General features: G+C 44.1%; 14 protein-coding genes. 10 read left to right on the plus strand and 4 right to left on the minus strand.

All coding sequences use genetic code 11. The features are described from left to right. Positions 1-349 precede the first annotated feature (349 nt). From ACKI5G_RS01770 to ACKI5G_RS01795, 6 genes are all read left to right on the plus strand, one after another. Positions 350-1,537: a multidrug effflux MFS transporter gene (locus tag ACKI5G_RS01770; RefSeq protein ID WP_407397067.1), complete on the plus strand. Its 1,188-nt coding sequence runs from the start codon at positions 350-352 to the stop codon at positions 1,535-1,537. A gap of 48 nt (positions 1,538-1,585) precedes the next feature. Next, positions 1,586-2,887 carry a M18 family aminopeptidase gene (locus ACKI5G_RS01775; protein WP_407397069.1) on the plus strand — a complete coding sequence of 434 codons (1,302 nt, stop codon included), beginning with the start codon at positions 1,586-1,588 and terminating at the stop codon, positions 2,885-2,887. A 793-nt stretch (positions 2,888-3,680) separates the two neighbouring features. Next, a complete protein-coding gene (locus ACKI5G_RS01780) occupies positions 3,681-4,145 on the plus strand; it encodes a MarR family transcriptional regulator (RefSeq protein WP_407397071.1) in 465 nt (154 codons plus the stop codon). Further along, positions 4,142-5,224: an efflux RND transporter periplasmic adaptor subunit gene (locus ACKI5G_RS01785; protein WP_407397073.1), complete on the plus strand. Its 1,083-nt coding sequence runs from the start codon at positions 4,142-4,144 to the stop codon at positions 5,222-5,224. The genes ACKI5G_RS01780 and ACKI5G_RS01785 overlap by 4 nt, the downstream gene beginning before the upstream one ends. A gap of 1 nt (position 5,225) precedes the next feature. Beyond that, positions 5,226-8,267: an efflux RND transporter permease subunit gene (locus ACKI5G_RS01790; RefSeq protein ID WP_407397075.1), complete on the plus strand. Its 3,042-nt coding sequence runs from the start codon at positions 5,226-5,228 to the stop codon at positions 8,265-8,267. Between the two features lie 14 nt (positions 8,268-8,281). Continuing rightward, positions 8,282-8,644, plus strand: coding sequence for an MmcQ/YjbR family DNA-binding protein (locus ACKI5G_RS01795; protein ID WP_407397077.1), 363 nt, complete (start codon positions 8,282-8,284; stop codon positions 8,642-8,644). Between the two features lie 212 nt (positions 8,645-8,856). Here ACKI5G_RS01795 and ACKI5G_RS01800 read toward each other — a convergent pair whose 3' ends face one another. From ACKI5G_RS01800 to ACKI5G_RS01815, 4 genes are all read right to left on the minus strand, one after another. After that, positions 8,857-9,726, minus strand: a complete 870-nt coding sequence (locus tag ACKI5G_RS01800) for a DMT family transporter (protein WP_407397079.1) — start codon at positions 9,724-9,726, stop codon at positions 8,857-8,859. Positions 9,727-9,804: 78 nt separating this feature from the next. Further along, a complete protein-coding gene (locus ACKI5G_RS01805; RefSeq protein WP_407397081.1) occupies positions 9,805-10,620 on the minus strand; it encodes a MetQ/NlpA family ABC transporter substrate-binding protein in 816 nt (271 codons plus the stop codon). A gap of 70 nt (positions 10,621-10,690) precedes the next feature. Continuing rightward, positions 10,691-11,344: a methionine ABC transporter permease gene (locus ACKI5G_RS01810; protein WP_407397083.1), complete on the minus strand. Its 654-nt coding sequence runs from the start codon at positions 11,342-11,344 to the stop codon at positions 10,691-10,693. Further along, positions 11,313-12,371: a methionine ABC transporter ATP-binding protein gene (locus tag ACKI5G_RS01815; RefSeq protein WP_407397085.1), complete on the minus strand. Its 1,059-nt coding sequence runs from the start codon at positions 12,369-12,371 to the stop codon at positions 11,313-11,315. The genes ACKI5G_RS01810 and ACKI5G_RS01815 overlap by 32 nt, the downstream gene beginning before the upstream one ends. 335 nt (positions 12,372-12,706) lie before the next feature. Between ACKI5G_RS01815 and ACKI5G_RS01820 the strand changes: the two genes are divergently transcribed. The 4 genes from ACKI5G_RS01820 to ACKI5G_RS01835 all read left to right on the plus strand — a co-directional run. Beyond that, positions 12,707-13,153 carry an RrF2 family transcriptional regulator gene (locus ACKI5G_RS01820; protein WP_407397087.1) on the plus strand — a complete coding sequence of 149 codons (447 nt, stop codon included), beginning with the start codon at positions 12,707-12,709 and terminating at the stop codon, positions 13,151-13,153. Positions 13,154-13,436: 283 nt separating this feature from the next. Then, the gene (gene glpA / locus ACKI5G_RS01825; protein WP_407397089.1) at positions 13,437-15,059 is read left to right on the plus strand and encodes an anaerobic glycerol-3-phosphate dehydrogenase subunit GlpA; all 1,623 of its coding nucleotides are present in this window, start codon (positions 13,437-13,439) and stop codon (positions 15,057-15,059) included. Continuing rightward, complete coding sequence (gene glpB / locus ACKI5G_RS01830; protein WP_407397091.1) at positions 15,059-16,300, plus strand: anaerobic glycerol-3-phosphate dehydrogenase subunit GlpB; 1,242 nt, start codon at positions 15,059-15,061, stop codon at positions 16,298-16,300. Before glpA ends, glpB begins: the two co-directional genes overlap by 1 nt. Before the next feature lie 19 nt (positions 16,301-16,319). Beyond that, positions 16,320-16,900, plus strand: a 581-nt coding sequence (locus ACKI5G_RS01835) for a 4Fe-4S dicluster domain-containing protein (RefSeq protein ID WP_407397093.1), incomplete at its 3' end; no start/stop codon positions are given.

Raw genomic sequence — 16,900 nt, forward strand, 5'->3', positions numbered from 1 at the left:
GCCCGGTATGTATATTTTGCTTATGGCAAAATATGAACAACTGCGTTATAAAAAGTTGATTATGTTATGAGCATGTTTGTGTTAATTATATCGTAATGCACAAGCTAATACAAGATAATATATAAAAAAATACCAACAGTATATCATTTTTATAATTGTTAGAATATTCACTCATATTTATACATAATCAAAAAAAGATACAGGCCATAAGGGCAGACTTTTCATTTATGGAAAATTTTAAGCAAATGGGGTATAATTAAGCCACACGCAATGTAAGAACATATTGATTACAAGGGGAAGCTGATCGGGGATTAGCTTCTTTTTCTTTAAATATTCAGGAGGTAATTTAATGAATAAAACAAAGAGCTCTGTTTGGCTGGTTATATTTTTGGGAATAATGTCTGCCATGGCACCTTTGGCTACAGATATGTATCTGCCAGCCCTGCCGGTGATGCAGGAGGAGTATGCCATCAGCACTTCAATAGTACAGCTGACCCTGACCATGACCATGCTGGGTATGTCCATTGGGCAGATATTTGCGGGGCCTATTAGTGATATGAAGGGGCGGAAAATACCACTTTTATTGGGAATGCTGGTATTTATGGCAGTGTCCGTAGTTTGTGCTGTGGCAACAAATATATGGGTTTTTCTGGCTGCCCGCTTTATCCAGGGCTTTGCTGGTGCCTGTGGAATTGTAATATCCAGAGCAATTGCCCGTGATATGTGCAAGGGTGCGGAGCTGACAAAATTCTTTTCTATATTAATGATGGTAAATGGACTGGCTCCTATTTTGGCCCCAGTTTTGGGCGGTCAGATTCTGGCCTTTGGCAGCTGGCGTCATGTCTTTGTGGTATTGGCAGTTATCGGCCTCGTTATGGCTGGGGCAACGGTAATCTTCAAGGAAAGCCTGCCAGTGGAACGTAGACTTAAAAATATCACCAGAACCCTCTTAACCTTTCCCATACTCATGAGAAATAAGTATTTTATGGGACATTGCTTTGTACAGATGTTTGAGTTTGCCGCATTTTTTACGTACATAGGCTGTTCATCCTTTGTTTTACAGGGTGTCTATGAGGTTTCCCCACAGGTTTACAGCTATATTTTCGGTGGCATTGGTGCTTCCCTTTTATTTACAGGTGGAATTCCCGGCAAGCTGGCCGGCAGGGTACGTGACGAGATTATGCTGAAATATTCTCTATTTATTCAGGCGGTAATGTCGGCACTCCTGATAGGGGCCTTTATATTAAATGCTCCATTTGCAGTGATTGTAGTATTGCTTTTATTTGCCGTAGCACCTCTTTCCGTTGTGGGTGCCGCCAGCTTCTCCCTGGCCCTTTCATCTCAAGGCAGAAATGCGGGCAGTGCCTCTGCTATGCTGGGCTGCTCATCCATGATATTGGGGGCAGTAATGATGCCGATTGTGGGTATTTTTGGCACAGACAGCGGTGTTCCTATGGCTGTAATGATGCTTATAGGTTTTGTACTGGCTATAATAACCTGCCAGTGGTATATTATTCCTGTACACAGTAATGAGTAAGGGGCTTAATCTGGATTTAATTTAGGAGATTTCATTGGAGGTAGGAATATGTACGGCGAAATAATAGATTTGTTGGAATTTATTAAGAAATCCCCCTCTCCGTGGCATACAGCCAGCACTGCATCAAAGCAGCTTTTAAATGCAGGCTTTCAGGAGCTGGACTGGACTGAGGGCTGGGAGCTTCAAAGATATGGCAGATATTTTACCAAGGTTTACGGCTCATCTATTTTTGCCTTTACCTTGGGAAATGGTGATCTTACAGCCAGGAACAGTCTGAAGCTGGCAGCAGCCCATACGGATTTTCCCGGCTTTCGCATTAAACCGGAGGCCGGTGTTATAAAGGATGGCTATGGCCTGTTGAATACTGAGGGATATGGTGGGGCTATACTGTATTCCTGGCTGGACCGTCCCCTGTCTATTGCGGGCAAGGTGGTATTGGCGGGAAAGGATGCCATGAATCCTGTAACTGAGCTTATAGATTTCGCCCGTCCCTTGATTACCATTCCGTCCTTGGCCATCCACATGAACAAGAAAATAAATGAGGGTGTGGCTCTTAATAAACAAAAGGATATGCTGCCATTGGCGGCAGTCTTTGGCAAAGAAAATGGGAAGGATGCAGCCAAGGCCTTTTTGGAGGATTTGCTGGCAAGTGAGCTGGCTGTGTCCAAGGAGGATATTCTTTCCTATGAGCTAAATATTTATCCTTATGAAGCCGGATGTCAGCTGGGAGTGGCAGGAGAGCTGGTTTCCTCACCACGCCTTGACAATATTACCTCTGTGGCAGCTTGCCTAAAGGGTATAACTGAAACACTGGGGGCTGGACTAAATATAATAGCCCTTTTTGATAATGAGGAAATCGGCAGCCGTACCAAGCAGGGGGCGGCATCAGCCAACCTTATGCAGCTTCTGGAGCGCATATTTACCTGTATGGGTTATAGCCGAGAGCAGATGTGGCAGGGTATTAATGGTGGCTTTATGCTTTCTGTGGATGTTGCCCATGGCCTGCATCCAAATTATCCTGACAAGACAGACCCTACCAACCGTCCGTTGTTGAACGAGGGCTTTGTTATTAAGCAGGCTTCATCCCAGAGTTACGCCTGCGATGCAGAGGCTGTGGCTATGGTAAAGGGCCTGTGCCGTCAGGGGAACGATATACCTTGTCAGCACTATGTTAATCGTTCTGATATGCCCGGAGGTGCCACTCTTGGGTCCATAGCCTCTTCCCTGGTTCCTGTACGAACTGTGGATATAGGAGTACCTATTTTAGCTATGCACTCTGCCAGAGAGACCATGGGAGCAGCTGATCAAATTTCCCTGTGCCGTGTTATTAGGGAATTATTCCGATATTAAGGCTCCATTTTACCCAGTTATCCACATTTACCATGTGAATAACTGTTCATAAGTGTGGATAACTAGGGGAAAAAGGGCATAAGATTGTGTAAAAATAACATTTTGCTTGTTGATAAAGTGGCGCTTTTGGAAAAGATACTCAAAAAAGTGCCACTTTTTTATTGGTTATTTTTCTATATTGAATCACTTATAGCATATAGAAATAAGCGTACAAAATGTAACCATCAATTGCGTAATCATGCACAAATAAAGGCTTTACAAGTAATAATATGGTGGGATTCAAAGGTAACTGTGGGAATATTGTGGAATAGTTTGAGTGCCTTATATATGCACATTTTGGAAGATGTTCCAAGAAATTTAAAAAAAAATCAAAAAAAATCCAAAAAGTCCCTTGACATACTCATAAGATAATCATATAATAAGACATGTCAAAGGGAAAGCCAAGGATACATCCCCCAGATGAAATCCTTTTTCTCCTGCTTGAACTTTGATATACCCCTTATAAGCGACATTCCCCTGTGTCGCATATAAACCCCTCTCTTTTATTTACCCACTTTCATTATATAAATGAATGGAAGAAAAAGGCTGTAAAAACGAACGCCTATCGTTTTTACAGCTTTTTTCGTGTCTAAAAATATATGGTCAATTATTATAGGTGTTTTTTTAAATTATACAGGAGAATGGTAGGATTTAATCCCATTCTTATTGAATATAAGGCATGAGTTTGTTAGAATTAAAAATGTAAATGTTGAAATAATCAACTTCTTTTTATATACATTTTGGAGGCAAATTCATGGACTATTATAACGCATCAGTTAATTTTGGAATTATAAGAAGACGGGTTCAGTCTTTGGTGGTGGAAGCTACTATGGATTTGGGGCTGACCTATTCTGAATTTTCCCTGCTGTTAATGCTCTATGATAAGGAGGGCTGTAGCCAGGATGATATGACTTCATTCCTTCATGTGGATAAGGCGGCTATAACCCGTGTTATTAAAATACTTGAGAAAAAGGGTATGCTTTATCGTAAACGTGATGATGTGGACCGCCGTTTAAAAAGACTGTTTCTTACTGAGGAAGGAAAGAAATTGGAGCCTGTAATCAAGGACATCGTGAAGAAAATCATGGACTATGTGGCTGGTGGTTTTTCTGAGGACGAAGGCGAGTTTATGATTAAAGGCATAGATATTATGGCCACACGCTTGGGCATGGCTAATTTTGAGGCGGTGTTTGGAAAAAAGGGGAGTGACGTAAAGTGAAAAAGCTCATAGCTGTTTTACTGTCTATGTTATTAATTATTTCATTGGTGGCCGGATGTGGTAAGGACAATGAAGAAGAGCAAAAGCCTCAGCTGGTAAAGACACAGCAAGTCAGTCAGCAGGATATGAATGCAGAGGGCACATATACCGGTACTGTTAAAGGCCGTTATGAAACTAATATGTCCTTTCAGGTCGGTGGACGCATTCTTAACCGCAGCGTTCAGGTGGGGGACCATGTGAATTCCGGGGATATTCTTATGTCCATTGACCCACGTGATGTTGTGCAGCAGTCAAATCAGGGTGACGCCCAGGTGGCAGCTGCCAAAGCACAGCTTGATCTGGCCCAGTCCAATTTAAGCCGTTATCAGCAGCTTTACGCCCAGGAAGCAGTTCCCGCTATGGTGCTCGATCAGTATCAGACAGCCTATGATTCGGCATTAGCTCAGTATAATCAGGCAGTAGCAGGCGCTGCAACAGGGCATAATGCTTTGGGATATACAGCATTGGTATCCTCTGCCTCCGGAGTGATTTCATCAATTATGGCGGAAGCTGGACAGGTGGTTGGTGCTGGTCAGACAGTATTGACTTTGGTGCAGACCAATGAGCTGGAGGTGGAAATCAATATTCCAGAGAACCATCTTGATGATGTGGAGCTGGGCAAAAGCGTTCAGATTTCCTTCTGGTCATTGAAAGGCGTTAATGTAAACGGCACTGTAAGGGAAGTTTCTCCAATGGCTGATGCTGTTTCCCGTACCTACAGGGTGAGAATTTCTGTACCAAATCCACCAAAGGGAATGCAGCTAGGCATGACTGCCAGCGTAAAGTGCCAGGAGAGCTCCGGTGATAGTAAAGAAGGACTGGTATTGCCATTGTCTGCAATTTATCAGATTGATGATCAACCACAGGTCTGGGTGGTGGATAAAGGAGCAGATACCGTCAGTCTAAAGGATGTTACTTTTGAAAAAATTGGCAACAACTCCGTACGGGTAATGGGCCTTAATTTGGGTGATATTGTGGTTACAGCAGGAGTACATAAGCTGCGCCAGGGCCAAAAGGTAAGACTTGCGGAGGATGATTGATATGATTAATCTCACAGAAGTATCCCTGAAGAATAGGGCACTGGTGTGGTATTTTATTATAGTTTTGGTTGTGGGTGGCATTTTTTCCTATATAAAGCTAGGACGAATGGAGGATCCTAACTTTACTATAAGGGAAATGGTAGTTTCTGCCGCCTGGCCAGGTGCTACTGCTGAGCAGATGGAACAGCAGGTAACGGATAAGCTGGAATCCAAAATAAATGATTTACCGGGTATTGATTATGTCAAGAGTACCACCCGTGATGGTACAACGGTTATTCACGTGCTGTTAAAGGACGATTACAAAGGTGATGTACGTTCTTCATGGCGTGATGTAAGAAATTTCTGTCACGATGTGGAAAAGGATTTGCCTGCGGGTGTTTATGGTCCATATTTTAATGACCGCTTTGACGATGTATATGGTTCCTTGTATGCAGTAACCGGTGACGGCTTTACATATGAAGAAATGCGGCAGCAGGCAGAAAAAATCCGTCGCATGATTCTTGCCAATGTAAATAGCGTTCAGAAGGTAGAACTGGTAGGTGTCCAAACGGAAAAGGTCTATGTGGAGATAGAGACAGCAAAGCTGGCGGAGCTGGGCATAAGTCCAACGGCCCTGTCTGATGCCCTAAAGGGACAGAATCAGATGACACCATCAGGTATGATAGAAACCAGTACGGATAATGTTTATCTGCGATATTCTGGGATTTTTGAGAATATTGATGATATAAAAAATGCCCCTATTAATGCAGGGGGACGTGTGGTTCGTCTGGGTGATATTGCCAAGGTGGAGCTGCGTTATGCCGAGCCTGCGGATCCGAAGATGTTCTTTAACGGTGAGCCTGCTGTGGGAATTGCTGTTTCCATGGAGCCAGGGCAGAATATCATCACCCTTGGTAATGACTTGGGGACTCTTATGAAGTCCGTTAATGATGAGCTTCCAGTGGGACTGGAAATTCATCAGGTGTCTGACCAGCCAAAGGTGGTTGAGGAATCCATTGAAGAGTTTATCAGCACACTTAGAGAGGCTATTATCATAGTGTTGGCAGTGAGCTTTTTGAGTTTGGGCGTCAGAACCGGTATGGTGGTGGCTCTTTGTATTCCATTGGTTCTGGCAGCTGTTTTTTGCGGCATGTTTATGTTGGGCATCGACCTTCAGAAGGTTTCTTTGGGATCCTTGATTATTGCTTTGGGCCTGCTGGTGGATGATGCCATAATTGCAGTGGAAATGATGAGTGTTAAGCTGGAAGCGGGCTTGGATCGTTTCGAAGCGGCCTGCTATGCCTTTAAGGCTACGGCCAAGCCTATGCTGACGGGTACTCTTATCACTTGTGCGGGCTTTATACCCGTTGCTTTTTCTGCCGGATTGGCAGCAGAATTCTGCAGTGCCCTTTTCCCGGTTATTGGTATGGCTCTTCTTATTTCCTGGGTTGTTTCAGTAATGGTAGCACCTTTATATGGCTATCATCTTATTAAGGTAGATGTTAAGCGCAATGAAGCTGGAGAGGCCGTTCAATACCAGAGTAAGTTTTATACTATTTTCCGTAAAATTCTCACATGGTTTTTGACCCATAGAAAAACTGTGCTTGTTGTTACTGTGGTAATGTTTGCCCTTTCCGTGGTTGGTATGAAGCTGGTGCGGGAGGAATTCTTCCCACCTTCCACCAGACCGGAAATTATTGTTTCCATGCGTCTAAATGACGGCGCTTCCCTGAAAAGCACCGAGGAGGTATCCAAACGATTTGCCGATTTTCTTGACCAGCATGCTGATGAAATAGAAAATTACAGCTACTATGTGGGAGAAGGGGCACCTAGATTTGTGCTTACCTTCACTCCGGAGACTCCAACTAATAATTTCTCTCAGTTTATTGTGGTATCAAAGGATGCAGAACATAGGGAGGAGTTAACCAAAAAAATCAGGGATGAGCTGGAAAATAAATTCCCTGAAGTGCGCCATGATATAAAATTCATACAGACTGGCCCACCTGCCGATTATCCTGTTATGCTGAAGGTATATGGTTCTGACAAGGACAAGGTTAGGGAAATCGGTGAACAGGTGGCTGACCGGGTGGCCCAAGATAAAAATAACACAGAGGTTCACCTGAACTGGCATGAAAAGAGCAAGGTTATTCATCTGGAATATGATCAAAATAAACTGAAGGCCATGGGATTATCAGCCCAGGCGATTTCACAGATGGTATATACAGAGCTCACTGGTGCTACAGCAACCCAGTTCTATAAGGGGGACCGTACTGTGGATATAGTTCTGGAAATGGCAGAGGTGGATCGTACGGATATATCCAAAGTCAAGGAATTGCCGGTATACACTGGTCGGGGATATGTTCCCCTGGGGCAGCTGGCAGATATTTCCCTTAGAACTGAAAATGGTGTTATTGGGCGGGAAAAGCTGGGGCCATGCGTAACGGTTCAGGCTAATATTCTTTCCGGCACTGCTAACGATGCCACAGCAAAGGCTCTGAAATCTGTAAAGGATATTGCTGATAATCTGCCACCTGGCTATAGTATTGAAGCCGCCGGCTCTCTCCACGACAGTGAAAAATCTATGGGTAATCTTATGAAACCGATTCCAGCCATGATTTTCTGTATCATGACCCTGCTGATGTTCCAGCTAAAGAATGGTAAGCTGATGATTCTTACCCTTCTCACTGCACCCCTTGGGTTTATTGGCGTTACTGCCGGTATGTTGATTTTTGATCAGGCTATGGGCTTTGTGGCAATCCTTGGTGTATTGGCCCTTAGCGGTATGATTATACGAAATTCGGTAATCCTTATAGACCAGATTCAAAAGCATTTGGATGAGGGAGAAACCCCTTGGGATGCGGTAATGGATTCGGCAGTTATGCGCTTTAGGCCGATTATGCTCACTGCAGCTGCGGCTATTTTGGGCATGATTCCGCTTATGTTCAGTACCTTCTGGGGCCCAATGGCAGTGGCTATTGCCAGCGGTCTCTTTGTGGCAACGGTACTTACTTTGCTGGTTCTCCCTACAATGTATGCAGCTATGTATAAGGTAGAAAAGGAATAGAAAGCAGTGATATTATGACCAAGAAACAGGCTATAGAGTATATAGAAAGTACTTATGGTGTAGAGGCGGATTATCCATGGGATGACTCGGATGCTTTTGTTTTCCGTCATCGGGTCAGCAAAAAATGGTTTTGTCTGTTTATGGATATTTCCGCCAGTTATCTGGGTATAGATGACGACAGTGTTATTACAGTGATTAATATGAAGGCACCTGTATCCATGCGGGATGATTTACTCAGAGAAGAAGGTATTTATCCCGCCTACCACATGAGCAAGCAGCATTGGCTCAGCCTTGATTTGCGGAAGGCCAATAAGAAAATGCTGGAAGTGCTCATAGATATGAGCTTCAAGGCCACAGCCATGAAAAAGGATTTATGATTCAAATAAAAAATGCCCCTGCTCTGGAGCTGAGTTCCTGGCAAAGCCGAGACACAAAGCCCAAAGCAGGGGACTTTTTATTCCTTATGTTGAAACGGTTGATATCAGTGAAGGGGCTTCCGCAGACACGGAAAGGTATTATTGTAAGGTGATAAATCTTCAGGACGATACTGCTACAACAATTTATGAAGTATATTTACATGATTTTGTTGTTACTTGGCAGTAGATGCTTTTATCTCGCTAATCACGGCGGTACCGATTATCAGCACTGCCCCCAGGATGCCGGTGATAGTCAGGGTTTCGTCTAAAACCAGAGCGGACAGGAACAGAGCACTAATGGGATCAATGTAACCGCAAAGGGCCACCGACGGGGCGGACAAGGTTTTCATGCTGGCGAAATATAAAACAAAAGCTATGCCCGTATGAACTATACCTAGAATGAGTACGGATAAAATAGTGAGGCCATCTGTAGGAATTGGTCTCCATCCGTCAACAATAAAGAGGTAAGGTATCAGTGTTATAACTGCGCCGGTTAGCTGTATAAAGGTTTTATGATAGGTATTTATTTGACTTATCCGCTTGTTAATGATGGCATTAAGTGCGTATAAAAGACTGGCACTTAGGCCAAAGAGAACTCCTTTTAGCTGGGTTATGCCCATAGAGTCCGTTTCTGTAATTCCGGAAACCAGCACCATGCCGGTGGTGGTAAGACACAGCACTACAATTTTCCCCTTGGTCAGCTTGTCCTTAAGGAATAAGGGTGACAGCAATATTACAAGGGCGGGCTGCATATAATAGCATAGGGTGGCTATGGGCACTGTTGTATAGTTTATGGCCTCAAAGAAAAATATCCAGTTAAAACCATACATGGCCCCAGCCAGGAGCATCATGGTCACTGTCCTTGCCGGAATCCTGTTCATACCTGTTTTTTTATAATATAAAATAAGACCCAGCATAAAGAGGGCTCCCAAAACTCCCCGTAGAAGGGCCAGAAAATCAGATGGGACAGGTATATAACGTCTAAATACGCCGCTGGAGCCCCATATCAGCATGGCGGTAATGACCATTAAGTAAGACTTCATTTAAACCTCAATCCTAAATAAAGGCCGCTGGCCCTTGGGAGTTATCCCTTGAGCTGGCGGCCTCGCTTACATTTTCTATTAGAATGCGGCTACTACAGCACCATTGTACTTTTCAGCGATGAACTTCTTAACCTTCTCGGACTTCAGGGCCTTCATGAGAGCCTGAATCTCAGGACGGTTTTCGTCACCGGTGCGAACTGCAACGATGTTTACATAAGGAGAAGTGGAATCCTCGATGAAGATGTTATCCTTAACTGGGTTCAGCTGAACCTGCATAGCAAAGTTGCTGTTGATAACAGCTGCATCAACATCGTCCAAAGTACGAGGAACCTGTGCTGGCTCCAGCTCCTGGAACTTGATGTTCTTAGGGTTGGAAGTGATATCCTGAATAGTGGCAGTTACGCCTACACCATCCTTAAGGGTGATAACACCAGCCTTGGCAAGGAGTGATAAAGCACGACCACCGTTGGTAGGGTCATTAGGGATAGAAACGGTAGCACCGTCCTTTAATTCCTTAAGGCTCTTAACCTTCTTGGAGTATACGCCCATTGGCTCAATGTGGATACCACCGGCATTCACCAGCTTAACCTCAGGATGCTGCTTAACAAAATCCTCCAGATAAGGAATGTGCTGGAAGTAGTTTGCATCCAGCTCCTTGTCATTCAGGTTAAGGTTTGGCTGTACATAATCACTGTACTCAACAATTTCCAGCTTAATGCCATCCTTGGCAAGATCATCCTTAATCTGCTCAAGAATTTCAGCATGAGGAACGGAAGTTGCACCAACCTTCAGTGTTTTGCTGTCGTTGGATGCCTGCTTGTTGTCTGCACCGCAGCCGGCCAGAGCCACAATGGCAAATACAAGTGCGGATAAAATAAGTAATACCTTTTTCATTAAAAGACCTCCTTAAAGTTAGTGTTTATATTTCTCTAATTATAATGGTATAAAGAGAGCGACACCCGTTTTAACGCTTGTCCAGATGCTTGGCCAGCTTGTTGCCGGCAAACTGAACTATCTGAACCATAATAATAAGGACGATTACTGTGGCAATCATAATATCAGGACGGAAACGCTGATAACCATAGCGGATAGCCAAATCACCCAGACCACCACCACCTATGGCACCGGCCATGGCAGACTCACCTATGAGGCTGATGATAACAGTGGTAAGCTGAGCCACAATATTTGGCATGGCCTCAGGCAGAAAGACCTTGCGAATAATCTGTAGTGGAGTGGCTCCCATGGACTGGGCAGCTTCCACAATACCATAAGGAATTTCCCGGAGAGAGGTCTCTACCTGCCGACCGATAAATGGTACAGAGGCCAGTACCAAAGGTACCATGGCAGCTGTTGTACCAATAGCACTGCCCACAATAAAGCGGGTCAGTGGAATAATTGCTACCATTAATATAATGAAAGGAATAGAGCGAATGGCGTTAACAACAGCACCTACAACTCTATTAACAGGAAGACATTCCAAAATCTGTCCCTTGGAGGTGGTATGAAGCAGTACCCCTAAAGGAATGCCCAAAATGGAAGAAATAATCATGGAAACAATCACCATGTAAACCGTTTCTCCCAAGGCCTTAGTGATGAGAGGAAGCATGTCTGCTGACATAACCAATCACCTCCATCTTTACTTTTTGTTCACGAAGATAATTCATGGCAGAATGAATGTCATCCTGACTGCCATCCAGACCTATGATAAGTCTGCCAAACGGAGCTCCCTTAATGTCATCCAGGCTTCCGAAGAACAGGTCTGCACTTACATCATATTTCTTCACCAATGAAGAAATAATCGGGTCATTGGCCGTTTCTCCAATAAAGGTAAGTCGCATAAGAAGGATGCTGTCTTCAAATGGCTCATCCATAATCTCAATATTCCTAAAGTCAACAGGCAGCTCGTTGCTGAGCAGTACGCTGATAAACTCCTTGGTTATTGGTCTTTGAGGAGTTATAAATACATCCAGCACATCACCCTGTTCAGCGATTACACCTTTGTCAATTACTGCAACCTTGTCACAGATTTCTTTGATAACCTGCATTTCGTGTGTAATTACCACTACAGTGAGCTTTAATTTCCTATTTATATCCTTAATTAATTGTAGGATAGATTTTGTGGTTTGCGGGTCAAGGGCAGAGGTGGCTTCATCGCAGAGGAGAATCTGCGGATTGCTGGCCAGGGCTCTGGCAATGCCAACACGTTGCTTTTGGCCTCCGGAAAGCTGGGATGGATATTGATCCGCCTTGTCGGCAAGACCCACCAGCTCCAGCAGTTCGGTTACACGGCTTTTTATTGTATCCGTTGGGGTATTGGATAACTGTAATGGAAATGCTATGTTATCAAATACAGTGGAGGTTGACAGCAGATTAAAATGCTGAAATATCATACCAATTCCTTTGCGGGCTTCCCGCAGCTCGCTGTTGCTCATGGCAGTGATATTTTTTCCTTCTATTGTAACTGTTCCCTTGGTAGGACGCTCCAAAAGATTTATGCAGCGAACCAGGGTTGACTTGCCGGCACCGCTTAAGCCGATAATGCCATAAATTTCGCCTTTATTAATATGAAGGCTTATATCCTTCAGGGCATGCACCGGACCGGCGGCACTGTCATAGACTTTCTCTATATGAGATAAATCAATCACATTACTCACATCCTGTCATCATTACATGGATGAAAATATATACGATATTCAATCCATATGTATAGTTGTAAATCTAATAATACACTAAAATATTATACCTGTTTTCATTGTAAATGCAAAGTATGGATAATTATAAGCCAGGTATGTGATTAACGTAATACATGGATAATATGCAAATATATTTTATAGTTATGAATTATACTTTATTATACCTACTATAGCAATAGGTATTTGAAAAAATATTAAAAACATATATAATTAATATGAGTTTTGCGTGGGAGTATAATTTTAGTATATATTTATATGGAAGAATATTTTTTAGAAAGGATGATTATATGCGTATTTCAGCGAAGGGGCGTTATGGTCTTGCTGCCATGTCATATTTGGCGGCCAATTATAAAAACGGAATGGCAATTACCGTATTGCACATATCGGAGACCATGGGCATATCAAAAATTTATCTCGAGCAGGTTTTTTCTTTGTTGAAGCGGGCAGGACTTGTTATATCAATTAAGGGATCACAGGGAGGATATTTTCTTAATCGGGAACCAAATACTATAACTGTGTATGATGTGCTGACTGCAATTGAAACCGCCATGGTGGAAAAAACAGATTCCACAGTAGAAGAAAAGCAACCTTTATTGGACAAGGTCATGCAGGAAATTGTTTTCACGCAGCTCGACGATGCTGTAAAATCCTGCTTGGAAGAAATTACTTTGGAAGATATTTTGAATAATGTAGAAAAACAAAAAGAACCGGATAATCTTATGTATTTTATTTAAGACTATTTAGCATAAGCGAGATTTATAAAAAACAATACCCATCATTACTATTTTTTAAGACAATATGGTCTGACAAATACTTCCTTTTTGTCTGAACTATTATTTATTGCTATCTTATAATGTCCTTTTTTTATTGACAAAATCAAGGACTATGGTATAAACTGTACGAGGTAATTGAAATTTTGTGACTATTACACTTGAATCGATGTGCAATTGTACAAAAATTCAATGGTTCGGGGGCGCCCGAATCTTATATGTGTATTAATGAAAATGGGGGATTGTTATGGTAAAGGACAAAGCTACGGTTGTCGTTGTAGGCGGCGGAGCTACAGGCGTTGGTATCCTGCGTGACCTCTCTATGCGTGGCATTGATGCCCTGCTGATTGAGAAGCTTGATATGGTTAATGGTGCCAGCTCCCGCTATCATGGACTTCTGCACAGTGGTGCCCGCTATGCAGTAAGAGACCAGGAAGCAGCAAAAGAGTGTATCGAGGAAAACACCATTCTGCGTCGTATCGGTAAGTCTTGCGTAGAGGCTATTTCCGGTATGTTCGTACAGGTGGAGGGTGATGATCCGGACTTCGTAGATCCTTGGGTAAAGGGTTGTGCTGAGAGCGGTATCAAGACCCGTGAGCTGAGCAAAGAAGAGGCTTGGAGCTTAGAGCCAAATCTTTCTCGCAAGCTGGTTCGCGCTTTTGAGGTTCCAGATGGTGCCATCGATGGTTTCCGTATGTCCTGGCAGAATGTACAGTCTGCTGCACGTTATGGTGGCCGTTACAAGACTTATACTGAACTTATAAAGATTAATGTTGAGAGCGGTGCTGTTAAGAGCATTACCGTTCGCGACAATGTTACCAAAGAAGAATATGATATTGAGTGCGAGATTTTGGTAAACGCTGCTGGCCCTTGGGCTGGTAAGGTTGCACAGATGGCTGGTCTGGACTGCTCCGTAAGTCCTTCCAAGGGTACTCTGATTGCATTCAACCAGAGAATTTCCAACCGCGTTGTTAACCGTTTGCGTAAGCCATCCAATGGTGATATTTTCGTACCACATGGTTCCATTACCATTCTTGGTACTTCTTCTATTACTATTCCAGATCCTGAAGATACTTCCACTTCCTGGGATGAGGTTGAGGAGCTCATGAAGACTGGTGAGGGCGTATTCGAGCATCTGCGCGATTACCGTATCCTCCGTGTATTCGCTGGTTCCCGTCCTCTGTATGTTCCTAAGGGAGCTGACGGCGGCCGTAATGCTTCCCGTGGCTTCGTAACTCTCGACCACGAGAAGGAAGATGGTCTGAAGGGTATGATGACTATTTGCGGTGGTAAGTTTACTACCTACCGTCTCATGGCTGAGAAGTTCTGCGATATTCTGGCTCCAAAGCTTGGCAACACTGCTAAGTGCCGTACTGCAGAAGAGGATCTCGTTCCAGCTGTTTCCGAGGCTGATAAGAAGGCTGCACGTCAGTACTTCCCATCCTACGGTGTAAATCTGGCTGCTACCCGTCTGGGTACTGATAAGTTCCCTGAGGTTGTTAAGACCCTGAAGGAGAACCCAGAAACCCGCGAAGTTCTTTGCGAGTGCGAGAACGTAACTATGGCAGAGGTTATGCGTATTGCTCAGGAGCCTACCAGCCATAGCGTAGCAGATGTTAGAAGAAGAACCCGTCTTGGCATGGGTACTTGCCAGGGTAACTACTGCGCAATCCGCAGTGCTGCAATTGCAAACAAGCTGTTCAAGGACAAGCTTGAGGGTTGCAGTGATTCCCTCAGCGATATGAAGAACTTCCTGCAGGCCAGATGGAAGGGTATTACTCCTGTAATGGCGGGTAAGACTCTCCGCGAGGCTGAAATGACCAGAGGCATGTATGAAGTATTGTTCAATGTAAATGGGGGTAGACGTTAATGAGCAAGTCAGATGTAGTTGTTATCGGTAATGGTTTAGCTGGCCTGATGTCCGCTCTTGTTAGCGCAGACCAGGACAAAAAGGTAACACTGCTGTCCTATGGTGCGGGTACTTTCCCTCTTAACAGTGGCGTTATCGACGTATTAGGTTATGATGACTCCGGCAAGGCTGTAGCTAACCCTGCTCAGGCTGTTAGTGCAGTTGCTGATGAGCATCCATATAAAAAGATTGGCACCCAGGCTTTGGAGGAGTCTGTAAAGTTCTTCCAGGATGTGGTTGCAGCTGAGGGCTTCCCTTATATAGGTTCCCTCAATGAGCAGCAGTGGCTGGTTACTGGTGTTGGTACCTTAAAGCCATCCTGCTTGGTTCCAGAGTCCATGCAGGGCTCCAAGTGCTTTGAGGCTTCTGAGATTGTTCTCGTAGGTATTAAGGGCTTGAAGGATTATTATGTTGACATGGTTGCAGAGAACCTTGCCAAGGAGCTGGGTAATGACAAGAAGTACACTGTTATTACCGTAGATCCTCATTATCAGGGTGCTCGTGACCTGACCACCAAGGACGTTGCTTCTTGGATGGATACTGAAGCTGGTTACGCTGATTTCGTTTCCCAGGTTAAGGGTAACGCTGGCGCTGGCAAGGTAATTCTTGTTCCTCAGATTCTCGGTCTGAAGGGCAATGTAGTTTATAAGAAAATTGTTGCAGAGTTGGGTTGCCCAGTAGTTGAGACTACTGCAATGCCACCTTCTGTAAATGGTCTCCGTCTCCGTGATGTACTCCTGAGTGCATTAAAGAAGAAGGGTATCACTGTTATTGAGAATGCCAAGGCTGAAGAGGCAGTTATCGAAGGCAGCAAGGCTGTAGCTGTTAAGGCTGGCGGTGAGGTTCGTCTCCAGACTTACAATGCTGATAAGTTCATTGTTGCTACCGGTGGTTTCTACAGCGGCGGTATCACCATGCGTGATTTTGGTGAGGCTAAGGAAGTTGTATTCGGTCTTCCTATTGAGTGCGACTGCGTTGAGGAGCGTTGGGTTAACAAGCAGCTCTTCTCTGATAAGAAGCAGACCTTCGCAAAGACTGGTGTAAGAGTAGATGCAACTCTCCGCGGTGTTAATGAGTCCGGCAATGTAGTTCTTGAGAACGTTTATGTTGCAGGCCGTAACCTCAGTGGCTATGATTTCTGCTTTGAGCATTCCGGCAATGGTGTGGCTTTAGCTTCTGCTTATAAGGCAGCCAAGGCTTGATTGAAAGGGGTATTATATTATGGAGTTAGAAGAAAGAGCAAGAGATTCAGCCGATAATTGTATTGCCTGCACATCTTGTATTGCAGTGTGCCCAGTTACCAAGGCTAATCCAGACTATAGAGGACCAAAACTCGTAGGTCCTGCCCATAACCGTATGCATTTCTCTGATGAGAGCGATTATGAGGATTCTTTAAAGTTATGTTCCAACTGTAAGAACTGCGATATTACTTGCCCTAACGGTGTATCTGTTGCAACTCTTAACATGCTGGAGCGCGGCAAGTATTACAAGGCTCATCCTGAGAAGCATACTCAGGCTGACAAGATGCTTAGTCACAACTTCCAGATGGCATCTCTGCTCAAGAGCATTCCATTTGGTCGTTCCTGCGCAAACCTTGGTATGTCCATCGGTGAAGCTATGGGCATGATGGGGGCTATGGGCATTGCTCCACAGCGTCATTCCCCAAGATTTGCTACCACTTATTTCACTGAGATGTTCAAGGACATCAAACAGCCTGAAGGCTTAACCAAGGAAGTACTTTTCTTCCCTGGTTGCTATATTGACACCAATGATCCTGAGGTTGGTGTGGCATTCGTAAAGGT

Origin of the sequence: Anaerovibrio sp. (assembly GCF_045637405.1) — a bacterium.
Lineage (GTDB): Bacteria > Bacillota > Negativicutes > Selenomonadales > Selenomonadaceae > Anaerovibrio.

Coding starts and splice junctions, on each gene's coding strand:
- ACKI5G_RS01770 (WP_407397067.1), top strand. CDS start 350: ATGAATAAAACAAAGAGCTCTGTTTGGCTGGTTATATTTTTGGGAATA.
- ACKI5G_RS01775 (WP_407397069.1), top strand. CDS start 1,586: ATGTACGGCGAAATAATAGATTTGTTGGAATTTATTAAGAAATCCCCC.
- ACKI5G_RS01780 (WP_407397071.1), top strand. CDS start 3,681: ATGGACTATTATAACGCATCAGTTAATTTTGGAATTATAAGAAGACGG.
- ACKI5G_RS01790 (WP_407397075.1), top strand. CDS start 5,226: ATGATTAATCTCACAGAAGTATCCCTGAAGAATAGGGCACTGGTGTGG.
- ACKI5G_RS01795 (WP_407397077.1), top strand. CDS start 8,282: ATGACCAAGAAACAGGCTATAGAGTATATAGAAAGTACTTATGGTGTA.
- ACKI5G_RS01800 (WP_407397079.1), bottom strand. CDS start 9,726: ATGAAGTCTTACTTAATGGTCATTACCGCCATGCTGATATGGGGCTCC.
- ACKI5G_RS01805 (WP_407397081.1), bottom strand. CDS start 10,620: ATGAAAAAGGTATTACTTATTTTATCCGCACTTGTATTTGCCATTGTG.
- ACKI5G_RS01810 (WP_407397083.1), bottom strand. CDS start 11,344: ATGTCAGCAGACATGCTTCCTCTCATCACTAAGGCCTTGGGAGAAACG.
- ACKI5G_RS01820 (WP_407397087.1), top strand. CDS start 12,707: ATGCGTATTTCAGCGAAGGGGCGTTATGGTCTTGCTGCCATGTCATAT.
- glpA (WP_407397089.1), top strand. CDS start 13,437: ATGGTAAAGGACAAAGCTACGGTTGTCGTTGTAGGCGGCGGAGCTACA.
- glpB (WP_407397091.1), top strand. CDS start 15,059: ATGAGCAAGTCAGATGTAGTTGTTATCGGTAATGGTTTAGCTGGCCTG.